The organism is Myxococcales bacterium, assembly GCA_016716835.1.
In the GTDB taxonomy this organism is placed as follows: domain Bacteria; phylum Myxococcota_A; class Polyangia; order Haliangiales; family Haliangiaceae; genus JADJUW01.
Genome location: JADJUW010000002.1, coordinates 218,247 through 235,241 on the forward strand (window position 1 = coordinate 218,247; position 16,995 = coordinate 235,241).

General features: G+C 61.4%; 16 protein-coding genes and 1 tRNA gene. 10 read left to right on the top strand and 7 right to left on the bottom strand.

Features of this window, described 5'->3' with window-relative positions:
- Positions 1–3 precede the first annotated feature (3 nt).
- Positions 4–540 carry a hypothetical protein gene (locus IPL79_15770; protein MBK9072438.1) on the bottom strand — a complete coding sequence of 179 codons (537 nt, stop codon included), beginning with the start codon at positions 538–540 and terminating at the stop codon, positions 4–6.
- Positions 541–746: 206 nt separating this feature from the next.
- Between IPL79_15770 and IPL79_15775 the strand changes: the two genes are divergently transcribed.
- The 3 genes from IPL79_15775 (at position 747) to IPL79_15785 (ending at position 3,704) form a co-directional block, all read left to right on the top strand.
- Positions 747–1,214, top strand: coding sequence for a response regulator transcription factor (locus IPL79_15775; protein MBK9072439.1), 468 nt, complete (start codon positions 747–749; stop codon positions 1,212–1,214).
- 389 nt (positions 1,215–1,603) lie between these two features.
- Positions 1,604–2,506 carry a CYTH domain-containing protein gene (locus IPL79_15780; GenBank protein MBK9072440.1) on the top strand — a complete coding sequence of 301 codons (903 nt, stop codon included), beginning with the start codon at positions 1,604–1,606 and terminating at the stop codon, positions 2,504–2,506.
- A 28-nt stretch (positions 2,507–2,534) separates the two neighbouring features.
- On the top strand, positions 2,535–3,704 hold the full coding sequence (locus IPL79_15785; protein MBK9072441.1) for a hypothetical protein: 1,170 nt from the start codon (positions 2,535–2,537) through the stop codon (positions 3,702–3,704).
- A gap of 69 nt (positions 3,705–3,773) precedes the next feature.
- On the opposite strand, the gene IPL79_15790 is transcribed toward IPL79_15785, so the two are convergent.
- Positions 3,774–4,244 carry a hypothetical protein gene (locus IPL79_15790; protein ID MBK9072442.1) on the bottom strand — a complete coding sequence of 157 codons (471 nt, stop codon included), beginning with the start codon at positions 4,242–4,244 and terminating at the stop codon, positions 3,774–3,776.
- A 23-nt stretch (positions 4,245–4,267) separates the two neighbouring features.
- On the opposite strand from IPL79_15790, the gene IPL79_15795 reads away from it, so the two are divergent.
- Complete coding sequence (locus IPL79_15795) at positions 4,268–4,876, top strand: hypothetical protein (GenBank protein MBK9072443.1); 609 nt, start codon at positions 4,268–4,270, stop codon at positions 4,874–4,876.
- Positions 4,870–5,580: a hypothetical protein gene (locus IPL79_15800; protein ID MBK9072444.1), complete on the top strand. Its 711-nt coding sequence runs from the start codon at positions 4,870–4,872 to the stop codon at positions 5,578–5,580. The genes IPL79_15795 and IPL79_15800 overlap by 7 nt, the downstream gene beginning before the upstream one ends.
- A 1,109-nt stretch (positions 5,581–6,689) precedes the next feature.
- On the opposite strand, the gene IPL79_15805 is transcribed toward IPL79_15800, so the two are convergent.
- From IPL79_15805 to IPL79_15815, 3 genes are all read right to left on the bottom strand, one after another.
- A complete protein-coding gene (locus IPL79_15805; GenBank protein MBK9072445.1) occupies positions 6,690–7,493 on the bottom strand; it encodes a hypothetical protein in 804 nt (267 codons plus the stop codon).
- Between the two features lie 259 nt (positions 7,494–7,752).
- The gene (locus IPL79_15810) at positions 7,753–8,391 is read right to left on the bottom strand and encodes a hypothetical protein (GenBank protein MBK9072446.1); all 639 of its coding nucleotides are present in this window, start codon (positions 8,389–8,391) and stop codon (positions 7,753–7,755) included.
- A 537-nt stretch (positions 8,392–8,928) separates the two neighbouring features.
- A tRNA-Leu gene (locus IPL79_15815) sits at positions 8,929–9,014 on the bottom strand.
- Between the two features lie 145 nt (positions 9,015–9,159).
- On the opposite strand from IPL79_15815, the gene IPL79_15820 reads away from it, so the two are divergent.
- Positions 9,160–10,629, top strand: a complete 1,470-nt coding sequence (locus IPL79_15820; GenBank protein ID MBK9072447.1) for a VWA domain-containing protein — start codon at positions 9,160–9,162, stop codon at positions 10,627–10,629.
- 91 nt (positions 10,630–10,720) lie between these two features.
- Here IPL79_15820 and IPL79_15825 read toward each other — a convergent pair whose 3' ends face one another.
- Together IPL79_15825 and IPL79_15830 are read right to left on the bottom strand one after the other, a co-directional pair.
- Complete coding sequence (locus IPL79_15825; protein MBK9072448.1) at positions 10,721–11,176, bottom strand: hypothetical protein; 456 nt, start codon at positions 11,174–11,176, stop codon at positions 10,721–10,723.
- 162 nt (positions 11,177–11,338) lie between these two features.
- Positions 11,339–12,307, bottom strand: a complete 969-nt coding sequence (locus tag IPL79_15830) for a D-alanyl-D-alanine carboxypeptidase (protein MBK9072449.1) — start codon at positions 12,305–12,307, stop codon at positions 11,339–11,341.
- A 180-nt stretch (positions 12,308–12,487) separates the two neighbouring features.
- Here IPL79_15830 and IPL79_15835 point away from each other — a divergent pair, with 180 nt between their 5' ends.
- Genes IPL79_15835 through IPL79_15850 form a run of 4 tightly spaced genes read left to right on the top strand, consistent with a single transcriptional unit; the run spans position 12,488 to position 16,908 of the window.
- Entirely contained in the window at positions 12,488–14,128 is a 1,641-nt protein-coding gene (locus IPL79_15835) for a serine/threonine protein kinase (GenBank protein ID MBK9072450.1), read from the top strand.
- An 18-nt stretch (positions 14,129–14,146) separates the two neighbouring features.
- Entirely contained in the window at positions 14,147–15,433 is a 1,287-nt protein-coding gene (locus tag IPL79_15840; protein MBK9072451.1) for a hypothetical protein, read from the top strand.
- A 10-nt stretch (positions 15,434–15,443) separates the two neighbouring features.
- Positions 15,444–16,103 carry a PH domain-containing protein gene (locus IPL79_15845; GenBank protein ID MBK9072452.1) on the top strand — a complete coding sequence of 220 codons (660 nt, stop codon included), beginning with the start codon at positions 15,444–15,446 and terminating at the stop codon, positions 16,101–16,103.
- 4 nt (positions 16,104–16,107) lie between these two features.
- Positions 16,108–16,908, top strand: a complete 801-nt coding sequence (locus tag IPL79_15850) for a hypothetical protein (GenBank protein MBK9072453.1) — start codon at positions 16,108–16,110, stop codon at positions 16,906–16,908.
- The last annotated feature ends 87 nt before the right edge of the window (positions 16,909–16,995 follow it).

The window sequence follows — 16,995 nt, forward strand, 5'->3', positions numbered from 1 at the left end:
GGCTTAGTCCCTTTCGTCATCTTCGGTTTTGGCGCCGCGTGGCTCGCCGGTTGGAATGTCGCCGCCGCCTGCGCCGCCCGCGGGCGAGGCAAACACCGATGCGGCGTTGTGCTGATAAACCAAGGCGCCGCCCGCCTGGCCGGTGCGATAACCGAGCGCCAGCACCACCAGCGTGCCCAGCACGCTTACCGCGGCGGCCGCATGGCCCGCGCGATGGTTGGCGAGCAGCAACGTGCCAACCATCGCGAGTGCAACGACGCCGCCGGCCCACACAAACTGTTCAGCCGCCTCTTCATGTGCCTCCAGCGCCGCCTCGGGCACGACTGCCTCGACGAGCTCCTCATCTTGCTCGCCACTCTGCATGGCGACAACGCCCGAGGCGACCAGCACGCCTTGCAGCGCGAGCACCACGACCCAGGTGCGGGCGGGCCACCATTTGCGCAGCCACCCCACCCAGATACCGGCCGAAACCAGCGGCATCAGCAGGGCGAGGGCGATGGGGATGTGAACAACTTTTGGGTGAAAGAAAAGCGACTCCATGGTACCAACCTTTGCGCCGAGAGGCTCACCGCCCGGTCGTGTGGAAACCTTGCCGGGCAAAGCCGTCGGTGCCTATCCGCCAAATGTGACCCATGAGTAATTCCCACGAGTTGGCGCGTAGCCATCAGTCAAACGAGCGATTCCGAACTATCGCGACCTTGGTGGCATTTGCCGGGATTGCCTTGCTGACTGCGATCGATATCGCCATGGATTTGCGTTCAGGCACGGCGGTCAGCCATGTTGCTGTGGAACTCGCCATCGTCGCCGTCGGCATCGTCGGCGCCGTCGTGATGGGCCGCCGCCTGTCGATTGCGTTGCGCGACTCCGCGTATTGGCGCGAGTCGTCCGCCGCGTTGCAATCGAAGTTACAAGAAACAACCGCGGAGGCGCAAAAATGGCGCGACGAGGCGCGGCAGTTGCTGCAAGGGCTCGGCTTGGCCATTGACGCCCAGTTAGAACGGTGGGGCCTATCGCGTGCCGAAAAAGAAGTTGCGTTGCTTCTGCTCAAAGGGCTGTCGCACCACGAGATCGCGGCGGCGCGCGGCATCTCGGAGGCGACCGCACGGCAACAAGCGCGCGCCGTGTATCGCAAAGCCGACCTCGACGGCCGCCACGATTTGGCCGCATTTTTTCTCGAAGACTTGCTCCTTCCCATGGAGACGCCACGCGCGTAAGTACTGGCTTCGCGTGTAGCCTAGGGCCTGCTAGCCCTGACATATTGAGTAGCCGTTGGGACAAGAGGCTCCAGCGTTTTGTGGCGCACCACTCGGCCAAGCGCGCGAAACTTTGAGCCTTCGCGCCGGTCGACCTTGGCCCGAGTTCTGCACTGCGTTGCGCCATGATGATCAAATCAACCACCCTTGCTAGCTTCCTTGCCGCAGCTCTTCTTTACACCCCCGCTTATGCCACGAAGGGGTCGCGTACGCGCCAGTCCCCCCAAGGCATGGTTGAAGGGCAGGCGGGCGCGGCCCAACGAACCGCGACACAGCGGCGCCTAACGGCGAGCGCTAAGTCGAAGCGTACGCTCGTTCCCACCAAGAAGCTCAAGGGCAACGGTCGTCCCGTGCGCCTGCTCCCGGTGCAAGAACTAGTCACCGAACTCTTTGGCGCGCAAAAGGCGGATGCTCAGGCATCTGACTGGTTGCCGATTCCTGAGACGGTCGTGACCGACGCCAATGGCAAGATCACGAGCTGGAAGGGCGTTGGCTGGGTCTATGAGGCCGAGGCAAAGTTTCAGGTGCCCGCGACGACCATGGCTTCGATCCAAACCGCGATGGAGCAGAACGACCTCGAGCGCTTCGTCGGCCCCAAGCTAGGCGCTGACTTTCGCGCCAAAGGCTACCGCCTGGTGAAGCAAGTCGCCGGCACCACCACGCAAGACTACAAAGATGTCTACCTAGACACCGCGGATTATCGCGGCACCAAGCAGGGCATCTCGATCCGCTTTCGCCAAGTCGGCTCGCAAATCGGCACCAACAACGGCATGGTCGAAATCAAGATCTACACCAAGGGCGCCAAGAACACGGCGGTCCAGGATCGCCTTGAGATTCGCTTTCGCACCGATGATGTCTACACGGCGCAACGCCTCTTCGATCGCGATCCCGCCCTTGAAGCGTATAACCCCCTGGCCAAGCTCGACCAGTTCGACCCCGCCTTCAAAGGCAAGACGCTCTCGCCGGTCGTGAACCTCAACAACCAACGCCTCGAATACCAGCTGCGCGACGCCAACGACAAGCCGCTCTATCTCTTCACGCTCGACACGGTCAATGGCTCAAGCCCTCGCAGTACCAAGGCCGGCACCGCCAAGCACCACGAGTTTGAGGTCGAGCAAATGTTTACCGACGCGGGCCCCGAAGCTGCCGCCATGTTGCGCGACATCACCCAGAAAATTGAAGACTCGTTTAGCCTCCCGCGCTCGACCTTCAACAAGCCTGGCCAAGCCGCCAAAAATCTCGGCCTGATCTAACCCTCGGTTGGTAGCAAGGAGCAGCGACATGCAAGCATTCCCATCAAACAACTCGAGGGCGCGACTGCGCGCCTGGTTCCTCGCGGCCGGGCTGTCGGCCGGTAGCTTGTTTCTCACCGGTTCGGTGGCGCCGGCCTTCGCCGACGACGCGATTCAGCGGCTCGACATTACGCAGCTCGGCGCCGCCGAGTTCGCGATGCTCAACGACGAGCTCTACAAGGTGTCGCGCGCCTTCGAGAACGACTTCGCCGATCACACGCGACGCCCGGGCCTGGCTATCAAGCTCTATCGCCTCGAGCAGCTCGGCATGGCGATGCTCGCCTCTGGGGGGCTAAATTCGGTGGGCACGCGCAGCACCGAGCTGCGCCTCGGTCAGGTAAGCGAGCTGCGCGCGATTGTGGGCCGCATTACGCAGCTCAACGAAAGCTTTTTCCTTCGCGCGCTCGCCGAATATCACAAAGCCGAAGGCGAGCCGCCGCGTCGGCTGTTTGGCGCGCTGGTCGACAAGTTTGGCCCAATTGATCGCAGGGGCAAGAAGAAATACGACGTCGCCAAGGCCTATGCGAAGGCCGTCGCCGAAGGGCAGGAAGTCGGCGCGACCATCCACCCGCTGAACAAGGCCTTCATCGACGGGCTCGGCAACAACGAGCTCGCCGAGTGGGTAGCGCGCGAGGACGGCTCGACCGTTGCCTCCAAGAACGGCGCCAAGCATCTCGACATGGGCAAAGGCAAAGTGGCGCTTTCGGCCGGCGGGCTCAAGGTGCTGCGGTCTCCGAATGGCGAGATTCAAATGGTCTATCTGATGCCCAACTCGGGGTCTTATAAGCCAAGCGTCGCCTCGATCGAAGTGATACGCCAAGACCTGCTCGAGATGGGCGTGCCCGCGGATCGTATCGCCACGCCGGCGTATCTCGTTGGCAATTCCGCCATCTACCACGTCGCCCTCATGTCGGTCGGCGTCGACCGAAAAGAGGCGAAGGCGAAGGCGGCGGCGCTCGAAGACAAGACCATCGAAGACCTCGAGGCCAAGCTGCAGCCGCTCAACGCCAAGCGCGTTTCCTATCTCAGCACGCTGAGCAAGGCGCAGCGCACGCAAGCGCGCTTGGAAGCTCGCCGCCTTGGTACGCAGGTCGCGCCGCGAGACGGGACGAAAATCAAGGCCGGGAAAAATCAGCGCACGCCACGTGGCAAGCGCTAAGCCTGACCTCGCTGTGGTCGCCAGCTAAGCGCGGGGCGTGGCAAGCTGCCGGCACTAGCGGCGAGGCAACTACGACTTTTTGTTATAACGCGTCATCACAGGTGGCAACAACGCCAGCACCAAGATGGCCAGCGCCACCAAGCCATAGGTCGGCTGCAACGCGCTGTGCGCATCCAGCATAAGTAGTTGCACGTTGATCCAGATGCCAAGGGAAAAACCTGTGTACAGGGTAAACGTCCAGGCCCAGTGGCGATCGGTGTAAACATTGAGCTTTTCGAAATATGGCCAGTTCGGGCGTGCCACGAGCCCGTACGCCACTAGCAACGCCAACAGCCCGACAAAGACCAAGAGCAACAACCCCGGAACCAAGAAATTGCTAAAAGGCGAATGCTCCAGAAACCCAATCGGCATGCCCAAACGTCGTCCACTTGGGTCGAGAACCAGCAAGCCGCCGCCGTACACGGCCCCGAGACCGAGCGTTCCTACCAACAGAACAAGCAGGTATAGGGGAATGGATCTCATGGCCTTTGAATAGCGCATGCCTGGCATGCTACGAGTGTGGCGTGCGGCAATTGGTGATGGCAGTGTGGGTGGGCGTCCTAAGCACGGGATGCAGCATGGGGCTGGGCGCATCCCTGGAGGGCAACGCTGGCTTTGTCCGCGCCACCGTGTCCGATCCCGTAGGCGCCGAGCGCGACGAAACCGTGGTCACTGCGGGCGTGTCGCTCAATTTCGAGTTTGATTTTGTGAGAGATGCCAGCTTCGGCATGGGCTATGGCTACCAAACGCTGCGCTCGCTTGAGGCAGACGGTGCCGCGGTCGAAGCGGTGCCGTTTGGCGTGTGGTATGGCGGGTCGATCGAAAATCGGGGATGGCGGCTGCGGCCTCGCGCGTCCTTTGGGTTCTCGATGGATCGCGGCGAAACCGATCAGTATATGGATGTGAACATGCTGGTGGGCGCGTCGTATCACTACAAGCGCGGTCGCGCCCTTCATTTTATGGTGGGGCCGCAGGCGGTCTTTGCCCGCGACTATGGGTTAGGCGGCGACACCGACTACCGAGGCTGGGGCGGTCAGCTCCGCATTCGATTGTTTCGCATGATGTTGACCGACTGCGATCCAAAGGACCGGGAACACGCTGCGAAGATGGCCAAGAGTGACAATCCATGCTGAATCGAGCCCTTTTTCTCGCAGGCTTGGTGGCCGCGTGGTCGTTGTCGGTGTCCACAGGTTGTCTGGGCCTAGCGGCCGGGAAGGTCATCCCGGGCGGCAAGGTCCGGCATCGCGATGGCAACGCCACGTCCACGACGTCGAGCTTTAGTTCTGATCGCGTGGAGACGCGCACGACGAGGACGATCTATGGCGTCCGCGGCGAGGACGTTGGCGGCGGTCGCTACGGTGGCCTCGTGGCTGGCCGCTTTGGCATTGGCGAGATTCAAGTCGGCGACAGACCGACCTATCGCGATGCAGGGGTGGTTGACATTCGTTTGGAGGCTCAGCGCGCGCTTACGTCGCGGGTCGGCGTGGGAGCGTCGGTCGGCTGGCAGCTTGAGGGCGCGACGAACGAAGGCAGCAAGGTTAGCCGCATAGGCTTTCCGGTGACGCTCATTGGCTCGCTGGTCCCATTGCGGCCTTTTGTGGTGCGGCTCGGCGCCGTGGTGCAACCCGGCGTAACCGTCGTCGATGAAGAATCTACGTCCGGCAATAGCTATGCCGCCATGGTCGGCACCGGCGTCGTGACCCAGTTTCGCGGCTGGCATTTCGTGGCTGGCGTCAATTGGCAGAAAGCCTGGGCCGGCAACGTCGCCACTCCTGATGGCCCCGAGGCCTACACCTCCGAAATGTTCTTGATCGATATCTGGGTGGTCGGCTGGTAGTTGCTGACCGATAAGGGTCACTCCCGGCCCGAAATTCAACATCTATTTCAAGTGGTTAACTAGGCTACTGCGTGATCACGTTCAAGCGAACGTGAATACGCAGCACCGCATCTAGTATCCGGTAATTACAGGCGAATCGGCAGGCGAGAGTGACCCTAGATGTAAACTGCGCCGAGGGCTACGAATGTCGGGAGGTGCCATCCCCTTGCGATGAAGGCGACGCCGACGTGTGTGCCACGGTCTACATCACTGAGTGCGCTGAGATCGAGGAGACCGAATGTGAAGGCGACGACTGCGATTCTCCGTCGGAGCCTGAGGTTCTCTAGGGTTGCGTCGCTTGGGTCAGAGCGTGACCCCACTCCGCGATGGGTGATAGCTACCGCGGCTCTTCAAGGCTTTCGGGCAAACACAACGACCGCTTCACCCGGGCTTGGAAAACGCATATCTGATCGCGTGTAGCCGTGATCCGCGAGCGGCCCGCTTGCGAGTAAGTAAGCGGCTTGTGGTTTATAATATTCAGTATTTTCAACGTCGGTAAGGTGAGTGAAAGCCATCCTCTTTACTTCTATGACCTTTGGTGGCGCGCCGTACACTGCGGCATGAGCATTTAGCGCCAAGGTAAGCACGGCTTGGGAAAACTCCGATGTTATGTTCGCGCGCGGCAGGTCTAGCCGCATGGTTGCACCATAGACGGTGACCTTGCCAGCCGGACGCGAATCGCTAGAGTGACGCAAATGGAAGGTGCGTTTGCCTTTTCCTTTCCTTGCTTGGACGTGGAACTCAGAGCCCTTGATGGGCTCCGCGCGCGTCATTAACGTCTGAAAATCAGACGTCCGTTTGCCGCTAGACGTGACGCTTGCTTTTGCGGGCGCTCCGCGGCCGCCAGCATGGGCCGCCGGGGCCAAGCACGCGCCTACAACTAAGGCCAGGGCTGTCATTTGGGGGAATTGCATAAGGTCTAGTTGAGCAACTCTTGTGCCAGCCTGTCAGCCCGATTCCTAGGGACGCGCATGGCTACTGCAGTTGCTGCGCGCTCGTCGTGCCGCCGCATTACTGCATTCCTGTGGGGGTCGGTGAACCAAAGTGGCAACCCGTGCGCTGCCATCGAGCTACGGCGCGGGGCGTACAAACAACGCCGACGCCACGGGGCGAATGATGCAGTAGCCATCACCGAACAGCTCCCAGGCATCGGCGTTACACTCGAGCTTGTGCTTGAGATAAATCGCAAAGGTCTCGCCGGGTGGAATCGTTATCTCGTAGTCGCGCCCATAGTTGCGAACTGGCACGTTGCGCTCGTCATCGCCGCGCCAAAGCGTGACGGTATCCTTGGTCTTGGTGCCGCGCTTGACCGAGCCAAGGAGTTTGCAGTCATACTCACCGCCTTGCGCATCGACCTTGCAACGGCGGAGCGACGCCTTGCCCTTGGCCAAGCGCCAATTTAGAAACTTCACGCTGGCGCTCACCGTAAAGGTTAATGGCGCGTCGGTGGTATTGGGGACCTCCCAGCGCGCATAGTCGGCGGCGCGAAACCAGTCGGCCACGGTATCTGGCACGTAGATGAGCAGCTTGATGATCGCGACCGGAAAAAGCACCCAATCGCGCCCGACCGGCAAATAGTCTTTGGGCATCTCGGTTTGGCTACCAAAGCCATAGACGACATCCCATTCCAGCTGCTGGTGTTCGACATTTGGCAGCTCTGACGGGTCGAAATCGATCGCGACATCGGCGTCTTGCAACGCCTGATCAGCGGCCTCGGCCGATTTCATTTCTTCCTCGGTGGGCATGCCGTCTTCGGCGGGCGCCTCCAGGCAGGCGGTAGTAAGCGCCGATACCGCGATGATCGTCGCGGTGAAAAACGCCGTCGTAAGCGGTAACCTGTGTTGCGGTTGGTCGAAGCCGTGTCGTTTCTGCATTGGCTACGACATAGCAATCCCTGCGCCATTCCTCTGCGACAAGCCGAGCTTGACGTAAGGCGGCGATTTTGCGCAATTTCATCGCCTTTTCTTAGCTTAAGGTGCCAGTTACAGCGGCCACCGGCGCCTTAACTAGCGGCTAGCGCACCACCACGTTTCGGGACGTCGAGCGTGCTCATTGTTCGCTTGAAGTCAGAATTACTTGTTAGGCGCTCCGCGGCCCTACGAGAACGGATATACGACAGCTAAATCCCTGCGTTCACTTCGGGTTGACGAGGATGAAGTGGTTAATCCTACTGCCCTGAATGTGCTCGTGAGGGGTGTAGTCGATTTTAATAGCAAGAGAATTGGGGTTGTATCCGAGCTTGGAAAGCGTCTTGAATACATCTGCTTGATCTTTCTCATGCACAATCTGCGCGAACTGTTCCGCGCGCGTCATCCGAGGGTTGTCGCTTCCCAGTACTTCCATCTCGATAAGAAAGTTATCAGGGAGATCTATGCGGAGGGGCTGGCGCTTGGCGCTAGTTCCCAGTTTTGCGACGCCTTCCCAAATCGTCGCCGATAACGGAGAAACGTCGCCAAGTTTCGGCACGGAAATACGCAAGCCGGGTTTGAAGACAGCATCGTTCAAGTTGATTTTCGTATCAACGTAGCCGGGCTCTAGCGACCCGCCGCGGAAGAGGCGGCCATTGCCTTTGCTGATTTTGATCTCAAAGTGAGTCACTTTCCCAGCGTTTCCAGGACGCGTAACCCTTGACAGGCTTCCGCGCGCGATTGGCGCCGAGGCCATCCATTGGGGGCTTAGCGAATTCTTTCTTGGGCCGGCTTCGGCGAGTCCCGTGAGCAGCGAGGAGCCTAATAGTGAGGCAAGTAGAATAGAAGTGATTTGCTTGGTCATGTCAGTTGTTATAAGCAAGGACAGTGCCAACGATCGCGGGGGGCTAACCTCAGTAAATCTGTTTTGTTTTTAATATGTCCGATGTGTATAGTCTGCAGTGCGCCGGCCTGGTGGAAGGGCCTCTAGCCATCAGGCGGCGCCGACTCAAGCACGGTGGGAACTGCGTACCTCATCTCTGTACCTCGCGGCGCCACGGGAGCCTGACTCGGGTTGCTACAGAGACTCGCAAAGCGCAGCTCGCCGCCAGGTGAGCGAAGCACTCGTGTCCCTCGACACGCCAGTACCTACGAGACTCGTAATGCGCAGCTCGCCAGCAGGCGAGCGAAGCACTCGAGTCCCTCGACACGTCAGGAATTACGAGACTCGTAATGCGCAGCTCGCCGCCAGGCGAGCGAAGCACTCGAGTCCCTTGCGGGGTTGCAAGCAACCCCGCCGCCGCTGGCTTCGCCAGCGGCGCTCTCGCACCAGTCGCATGCTTCATGCGCAAGCTGGCACGACCGAAACCACCGGTCACCCACCGTAACTATTTAATGCGACTGGTGCGAGAGAAGGGACTCGAACCCTTACGGGGGTTGCCCACAGGAACCTAAATCCTGCGTGTCTACCAGTTCCACCACTCCCGCGTACCCGTGCTCGTAGCATAGGGGGCAAGGAATTTGCAGGCATCTAGCTGGAAAACAACGCCAAAATCGGCCCGCCGCCGCTATTTTCGCCCGCCGTAGATCGAACGCCCCGCCGGCGCGTCTCACCTAGCACTTGGAGGATTTTATGGTGAAAACATCGTTGGTAGTTGGCGCGGGTTTGGTCTCAATCATCTCAATCATGGCGGTATGCGCGCAGGCACAGCCCGCGCCGGAGCCGAGGCCAGCGCCGGGCCCAATCGCTCGCGCCCCCTCGCGCCCGCTAACCATCGCCGCGTCGGGCGGTACCTGCGCCGAGGGCGTCGCCTCAAATTCCGGCCAGGCCGGCAACTTCGCCGGCGGCCGCATGGTCGCCTCGCTCTCACACCCATACGTCCTAGCCGGCGAGCCATCGCTGTACGCCGCCATCGACCTATCAACCGACGCCATCGTCGGCGAAAAGCGGCCGGCGCTCTCGCTCGCCATCGTCATTGATCGCTCCGGCTCCATGTCGGGCGACAAGATCGTCCAGGCCCGCGCCGCTGCCAAGGGCATCATCTCGCGCCTAAACGAGGGCGACGCCGTTTCGCTGGTGCAATACGACGACACCGCCGAGGTCGTGGTGCCGCTCATCGCGATGACCGACGCCGGCAAGAAACGCCTTGCCGCCGCGATCGACAACATCTCCGACCGCGGTGGCACCAACCTGCACGGCGGCATGGTGCTCGGGCGCGACCAAATCGCCGGCGCGATCAAATCTGGCAACGTCAACCGCGTCATCTTGCTCTCGGACGGCCTCGCCAACGTCGGCGTCACCGACCCGTCGGTCATCGCCAGCGTCGCCGGCACCGCCGCCGACCGCGGCATCCGCATCACCACCGTCGGCGTTGGCGACGACTACAACGAAGACCTCATGGAAACCATCGCCGAGTCAGGCCGTGGTGCTTACTATTATGTGCAACGCGCTGCCGACCTCGAATCCGTCTTCGCCCGCGAAATCAGCTCGCTCTCTGGCACCATCGCCAGCAACGTCGAACTCACGCTTGAGCCACTTTGCGCCGGCGTCGCGATCGAAGAAATCTACGGCTATGCCGCCAAGCGCGACGGCAACCGCTTCACGATTTCGCTCCCCGACCTCTTTGGCAACGACAGCCGCAAGGCAGTAATTCGCTTTAGCAACAGCGCGCAAACCCGCGCCGCGGTCAAAGCCACCCTGCGCTTCAAGCACGCTCGCACCGGCGCCGCGCATAGCGTGACCTCTGTCCTCACCTACGACATCACCAGCAATACCGCGCAGGTCGACGGCGCCGTCAACCGCGACGTCATGGCTAAGGTCGAGCAAGCCGAAACCGCCAAGAGCATCCGCGAAGCCATGGTCGCCTACGAGAAAGGCAACGCCGAAGAGGCTCGCAAGATGATCGCGACGCAAAAAGCGACAACCCAGCAACGCGCCAGCAAGTACGGCTACGACAAAGACTCGCGCGTGCAGGAGCTCGAGGCCTCCGCCGAAAAGCTAGACGACGCCATCCAGGCCGCACCGGCCGCCGCTTCCGACGAGGGCAAGGCGATGCGCAAGGCTTCTAAAGCCGCAGCCGGCGCCATGTCGAAGCAAAACTAGCCCGCAAACCACTACGCAAAAAAACCGCCCCATGTGCGATGGGCCGGCATGCGAAACACGCGGCGCGAGGCCGCGTTTTTAGTTCGTTATGCTAGGCGTGGGTTTGCACGCGCTGATAGCCATTTTGAACTGGCTGGTACTCGTTGCGCTCGTCTTCGGATTCGTCGGTGTCTTCTTCATCGTCCGCCGCGTCGCTTGGCGCCATAAACCAGCCCACCACCGAGGCGATGCCAAAGCCAGCCGCAATAATCGCAAAGGCGACCGAAAAACCATTTGGCGCGTGGCCATTAGCAAAATTGCCAATGCCACCGAACGACTTGACCAAACCAGAAGTGCCGAGGGCCAACAGCCCCATCCAAACACCCGCCGGTATCCAAAACAGATGATTTCGCTGCCCTCGATATTCCATAAATGCCGAGACCGCGGCACCAGCGCCCAGGCCAATCGACATCGCCGTATATGGCGAGATGATCATCTGCAGCAACATGTAGACCGCAACCGTGACCGCGACTGGAACGAACAAGAGGGTTGAATAAACAAAAATCATCGCTAGTTTCTCCTTGATTAACTCGTTGTTGAGCTAACCAGCAATAGTGCAGCTTCCATGCCAGGCACCAAAGCGCCCAAACCCCGCAGTCGTCGGGCGCTGCCGCCACCAACCTGGGGGGCGCGTCACCAAGCTGAGAGGGCGGGGCCCCACACCTCGACGCTAGTTAACGGCTGCGCGGGCGGCAGGCTTGCGCTTGCCGAGCTCGCCTTTGCCAGGCGAACCCTTGGATGAAGACTTCGTGGCGTCGCTTGCCTTGACCGGCGCCCCCACTGATGGCCCCGTCAGCTTGCGCTGCTCCATCCACGTCGCCACCCGCGAAAAATCGGCAAAGCGCGTCAACTTGCCAAAGCCGCCAAGAAACGACATCACCACGTCGCGGCCGCCGATTCGCGCCGCAATCACGAAGCAGTGCCCCGCCAGGTCGGTGTAGCCGGTCTTGCCGCCAAGCACCGGATAACGCGACGAAAACAGGGTGCGGTTAGTATTGCGATACACGACCACCTTGCCGGTCTTGGCCGTGACCTTGGTTTCCTGCGTGGTCATAATTTTTGCGAGTACCGGATCCTTGAGCGCCTCGCGCAACGCTAACGCCAGCTCACGCGGGGTTGAGGTATTGCCTAGCAGCCCCGACGTATCCGTAAAATGCGTGCGCGTCAGGCCCATCTTCTTGGCATAAGCGTTTACGGCCGCAATCAATTGCGCGTCGGTCAGGCCGACGGCGCGGCCTAGGGCGCTGGGGGCGCGGTTATCCGACGCGATCAGCATGGCCCGCAGCAGGTCATGATTGGTGTACTGCTCGTCGACGTACAGCCTAGTGCGCGCGCCGCCCTTGGCACGGTCGGCGTCGCTCTGCGAAATGGTAGTCCAGTCGTCGAGCTTAAGGCCGCGCTGCCGCACAACTAGCGCCACAAACACCTTGGATGTCGAGGCAATGGGCCGCGCCTCATCTGCCCCGCGGCCGGCGATCGTCGCCCCCGTCTTGGCATCCATTACCCAAAACGCCGACGAGCGCACGTCCGGCGCGGTGGCGTTGGTTGCGGCTTTTGTACTGGGTTTGGCGCTGGCGATGCTCTCCCCCGAGAGCAGCGCAGCCATCACCAATACGACATGTCCCCACATGGCGTGCATCTTTAAATGGTATCGAATCCCGGCGGGCCACGCGAGTTTTTTCGCCACAAACCCCACCATCGGCTGGCGTCAACCGATGACGCCATGCACAATTAATAAGCGCGCTCGCCGGACGACCACGCATCATTAGACCTTGCGTCGATTTGGCGCGTTCGCAATAATCACGGGACTTCGTTTGCCATGGCTAGACCGACCAAAACCCAGCAGAAACTCGACTTAATTGGGGTTTCTTTTGGCAATTACGTCGCCACCCGCAAGCTGGGCGAAGGCGGCATGGGCGCCGTGTTTCTCGCGGCGCATCCGCATATCGGCAAGAAGGTCGCGGTCAAGGTCTTGCACGCGACGTATTCGGACTCCGAAGACGTCGTCAAGCGCTTTTTTGATGAGGCCAAGGCGGTCAACGACATCGGCCATTCCAACATCGTCGATATCAGCGACTTCGGCCTGCTCGATCACCCAGAATATGGCCGGCTGTACTACTTCATCATGGAGTACCTCGACGGCCTCACGCTCAAGCAGCTGACCCGTCGCGATGGCCGTCTGCCGCCGGCCCGCGTGCTGGGCATCGCGTCGCAAATCGCCGACGCTCTGGCCGCGTCGCACCGCGCCCACATTATTCATCGGGACTTAAAGCCCGACAACATCATCTTGCAGGAACGCGACGGCCGCGCCGACATCGTCAAGATCTTAGACTTCGGCATCGCGAAGCTATCAGGTGACAACAATAGCAGCCAGACCCGCGCCGGCATCGTGCTCGGCACGCCCGCCTATATGTCGCCCGAGCAATGCGAAGGCAAAGGCCGCATTGATCACCGCACCGATATCTATTCGCTGGGCATCGTCATGTACGAAATGGTCGCGGGGCGCGTGCCGTTTACCGCGGAAACCTACGGCGACGTCCTGATCCAGCATCTCACGCGCACGCCCGAGCGCCCATCGCTGCATAACCCGCAGCTGCCGCCGGCGATCGAAGCGGTTATTCTCAAGGCGCTCGAAAAACGCCCTGACAATCGCTACCCCAACATGACCGAGTTTGCCGCCGCCATCAACGATCCGGCGGGCTACGTCAACCGCTACGGCGGCCTGCACGAGTTCACGCACACGCCGATTCCCGGCATTAGCTCGCCATCGCGCCCTATGGCCGCTACCATGATGGCATCGCCTGGCCAAGCCGCCGGCGTGGCGCCACCGCCAATGCCGCCCAGCGACCCAACCACGATGAGCAGCGGCGCGGGCCAACTCGCGGCCGTCAAGTCATCGTCAGGTTCGAGCGGCCTGCTCACGGCGATGGTGGTGCTGCTCGCGCTAGGCGGCGGTGGCTACGCGGCATATTGGATGTCCGAGCGGGGCAAGCAAGCCGAACTCGCGGGCGCGGCGCTGAGCGGTGGCGACGCAGACGCGGAGGCTCAAGGCCATGGCACGCCGGTGCCGGCACCGGATGCTGGCGCTGTCGTGCCCGACGCGGCGCTGGCTAATCCACCGCTAGATGCCGCGGCGCTTGTAAACGATGCGGCCGTGCACCCCGCAACGATCACGCTAACAATCTCTAGCAAGCCCAAAGGCGCCAAGGTCAAACTCGGCGGCAAGTTGCTTGGCGTCACCAACGCGACCTTCGAAGTGCCATGGTCAGATGCGGCGCAAGAGCTCGTCATCGAGAGCAACGGCTATGTAGATTATCGCGAATCGCTGACCCCGACCGCTAACATCATGATCAAGGCACAGCTCAGCGCCAAGCCCAAAAACGGCAGCACCAAGCCCAAATGTAAGCCGGGCGATGGCGAAACCGTAGATGTGTTCGCCGACGACAATTGCGTTAAGTAAATAGGGTATAGTCACGCCATGAAATTGGCAGCTACGCTGGTGGCATGGGTGGGGTTACTTGTGGCCGCGCCCGGCCTAGAGCGCGCGATCGCGCAACCAGCCCAAGATAAGTCGGCCCGTGAGTTACACGAAGCGGCGCAGAAGGCGTACGACCTCAGCAAATTCGCCGATGCCGTCGAGCTGTGGACCTCGGCCTACGAAAAAGATCCGCGCCCCGGCTTCTTGTTCAACATTGGACGCGCCCACATGAATAATACCGACTGCAAGTCGGTGCGGTTTTTCGACCGCTTCATCAAGGTTGCCGGCAAGAGCTCACAAGTTTCCATGGCACGCGACCTCGTCGAAAAAGAGCGCGCGCGCTGCGGCAAAAAGCAAGACAAGGCCAAGGGGCTCGGCGAGCTCGGCGAAACGTCGATGAGCGAAGGCAAGTGCGCTGAGGCCGCCGAATACTTCCGCAGCCAGCTCGACGAGCGCAAGCGCGATGATTTCAACGAGGCGAGCAAGGCCGAGCTCGTGGCGATTAGCGATCGCATCGCCGCCGCGGACGCCTGCGTGACCGCGCGTGCGCGTGATCAAAAGTCGCTCGACGCCGCCGAAGAGCATCGCCTGGCGGGGCGTTGCCGGGAGGCGATCGTCGCGTTTGAGGCGCACCTTGAGGCGCGCGCGGCCAACGCGGCGCTCCCGCTCACCGGCGCTGAACGCGAAGGGATTGAACAAACCATCGCGGAGCTGCGAGCTGATCCGTGTTCGCAGAAAAAGCCAGCGACCATCCTTGGGGTCGCCAAGCTCGCCGTGCGTTTGCAGGGCGGGGCGGCGGTGTTGCCGATCAGGCCAAACTCCACCACGACGCAGTCGATGGTGCGTCTAGGTGCAGGGTATCTCGTGCGCCTGGGCAGGGCGTTTGAGCTTGAAGTTGGCGCGACGTTCGCAGAACACCTCGTCCGCGCCACTGGGAAAGATCCTCACATCGTGACGACCGTAGCGCACGCCAGGCTCGGCTATATCGGGGCGGCGCAAATGCAATTTGGTATTGAAGCCAGTGGCGGCGTCGCCGGCGCCTTTGCCTTGGGCGAAGGCAACCCGTTTGTCGTCTTTGCTTGCGATCCAGCCGAGCCAGATTGCAGCAACGCCAGTGGCACGGTTTGGATGCCATATCTGGCAGGCGGGCTTTTTGTCGATTTTGCGGTGACACGGCGCATCGCCTTGGGGCTGACGGCGACCTTTGGCCGCGCGGTTTCGTCGTCGCCGGAAATCGACCTAACGCCGCTGGTTGGCGTTACGGGCGGAATTTCGTTGCGATTTTAGGGAGCATCATATGAAGAAATGTCCGTTTTGCGCCGAGGAAATTCAACCCGACGCCATCAAGTGTCGGTACTGCCAATCATCGTTGACCCCTGGTGGTGGCGCGGCGGCTGACGCGACATCGCCACCGGCGGCAGCACCATTCGCAGGATCCGCGAGTCGCTCACCCGGTCACCCCGAGCGACGCATGATCTACGATGGAAGCCCCTCGGCAGCGGCGTATCTCATGCAGTACGCGTCGATCATTATCGGCACCCTCGTCGCAACCGTGTTGTTTAATTGGATCGCCGGCCGCACCGACGCCACCGATAAGAATCACGTCCTGCTCATCGCCTTGCCGCTCCTAGTCGGTGTGCTCGCGTTTTTCGCGATGTGGCTATTTCGTCGCTCGATTCGCTTTCGCGTCACCTCGACCAACATCGAGTTCGAGCGCGGCATTCTGTCGAAAAACATCGACGTGCTGGAGCTGTGGCGTTGCCGCGATGTGCGCTATCGCCAGAGCCTCACCGACCGCATGCTCGGCATCGCCCATATTGATATTTTCACGACCGATGTCACCACGCCGCAGATCGAGATGATCGGGCTGCCGGCCTCGCGCCAGCTATTTGAGCAGATCCGCGACAGCATCGAGCTGCAGCGCCAGTCTCATAATATCTATGGCGTTGTGAGCTAGTGCGATGGCCGCGGTGGTCGTAATCCAGGCGTGGTTGCAGGGCCCTGAGGGCGCCTTGATCCGCCGTCAGGTCACCATGGTAACCGCGGAGCGTTGGCGCGAGCAACGCGTCTTGCTGGCGACGTATACGCAATGCCCTGATAAGACGGCGCCCACGCTGCGCGTCGCGACCTATACGTGGCCCATCTCGCCCGCTGGCACCGACCCCTATGGCATGTGGGGCATCCACGTCACAGGCGAGGCGGAGCAGCAGCTTGCGTTGCAATGGCTGGAGCAGACGGCGGGCAGCTTGCGCGCCTCGCCACCGCCGAAGCGCATTACGGATCGCATCATCGCATCGGACCGCATCCGCATTGCGACCGCGGAGGTGCTCGACCGCCGGCCGGCCTCGCAAGCCGACACAGGCGAGTTTGTCGCCCAGACGCCCAAGGCCGCCGCGCAGGCCGAGGCCCCAAAGCGCAAGATCGTAAAGGCGCATACCTTGCCGTATGGCAGCGGCTCGATGACAGACATGCCAGCCGTCGATGAGGTCGGCTTGACGGCCGAGGACGCAAGCCGCGACGCGCGCCAGGAGGTGCTTGCCAACGTGTTCGCCGTCCATCACTTCGCTGAAGATGAGGCGGCGGTGCTGCTGCACCTCGGGCGTCACGGCACCATCTCCGCCACCGACGTGGTGGCGTTGGTTGGTACGGATGCGCCTGACGTGTGGATGAACGTGCTTGGACGCCGGCTGGCAGCCGCGCGCCTGACGCTCATGCGGCGTGATGACCAAGGCGGGGAGCCCGCCTGGCAGTGGATTGGCTGACGCCCCCGAACCAGCCCGTTGCTCGCGCCGATTGGCGGCTAAGATCGGTTTCCCCGCGGCCTGGGGTGTGCTAACCGTCAGGGCTCG